Below are 1,358 nucleotides of genomic sequence, written 5' to 3'. Positions count from 1 at the left end.
CTGCCTGCTTGAGCAGATGTCGGCCGCGCCTGGCCAGCCGATCCCGGCGGCGTGTGGCGACTGGGCGGCGACGAAAGCGGCCTATCGTTTCTTCGACAACCCGCGCGTGACCGAGCATGGGGTGCTCGCCGGTCATTTCGCCGCGACCGCCAAGCGCTGCGCGGCGAGCGAGGGCCCGATCCTCATCCTGCAAGACACCACCGAGTTCATATACAGCCGCGCACAGCCGGGCAAAATAGGCTTTATCAAGACCATTAACGCCGGGCGTTACAAGGCGGGCCAGCCCAACGCGTTGACCTTGTGCGGAGTGCTGATGCATTCGAGCTTGGCGGTGACCTTGAGCGGAACGCCGCTCGGGTTGACCGCCGCGAAGTTCTGGACACGCACGAAGTTCAAGGGGACCTGGACGCTCAAGCGACATGTGAATCCCACGCGCGTGCCTATTGAGACGAAGGAAAGCTATCGCTGGCTGGAGAATCTGCGGCAGTCGATGGCGCTGGTTGGCGCGCCGGAACGCTGCGTGCATGTAGCCGATCGCGAGAGCGACATTTATGAACTCTTCTGCCTCGCGCAGGATCTCGGCACGCGATTCTTGGTACGGGTGCAGACTAATCGTTTGGCCGCCGTGCCCACCGACGCAGAGCTGCAGAATGGGGCGCATCGGGTCTTTTCTCAGCTCACGGCCGCACCTTGGGCAGGGCGCCATAGCGTCAAGATCGGCCAGGACGAGACGGCATGCGTGCTCGTGAAGTTCGCCGCCATCGAGACTTTGCCGCCTGTCGGAAAGCGAAGGCGATATCGTCCGCAGCTTCTCAACTATATTCACGCCCTTGAAGTTGACCCACCGGCGGACCGTCCGCCGATCGACTGGAGGCTCGTGACCAATTTGCCGGTCGACAACCTCACCGCCGCTGTTGAGAAGCTCGAGTGGTACGCTTTGCGCTGGAAGGCGGAGGTGTTCCACAAGGTGATGAAATCGGGCTGCCGCGCCGAAGAGACGAGGCTCGAGACTGCCGAGCGGCTTGCGAAGTTCCTCGCGCTCATTGCGGTGGTGAGTTGGCGCATCTTCTTCCTCACCATGGCCGCACGGGAAAGGCCGGAGGTCAAGCCGGAGACAGTCCTGACGCCGGCCGAAATCGCGACGCTCGACAGCATCAACGCCGCGCGGGCAAAGCCTCGCATTTTGCGCAAGACCCTTGCCGCGTATCTGCTTCAGATCGCCATGCTCGGCGGCTATCTTGCCCGCGCACATGACCCGCCACCTGGAAACATGGTTGTCTGGCGGGGTCTCACGCGTCTCAATGACATCGCCTTCGGCATATCCATCCGGATAAGCCGAAGATGTGGGTAATCGGAAG

Annotated in this window: 1 protein-coding gene; it reads left to right on the top strand. The window is 62.2% G+C overall.

Annotation, left to right across the window (positions count from 1 at the left end; all coding sequences use genetic code 11):
* Nucleotides 1–1,351, top strand: a 1,351-nt coding sequence (locus ABTU92_RS30415) for an IS4 family transposase (RefSeq protein ID WP_408095254.1), incomplete at its 5' end; no start/stop codon positions are given.
* Nucleotides 1,352–1,358 lie beyond the last annotated feature (7 nt).

This window comes from Rhodoplanes sp. SY1 (assembly GCF_046000175.1).
Classification (GTDB): domain Bacteria; phylum Pseudomonadota; class Alphaproteobacteria; order Rhizobiales; family Xanthobacteraceae; genus Rhodoplanes.
This window is presented reverse-complemented; position numbering and strand designations above follow the sequence as displayed.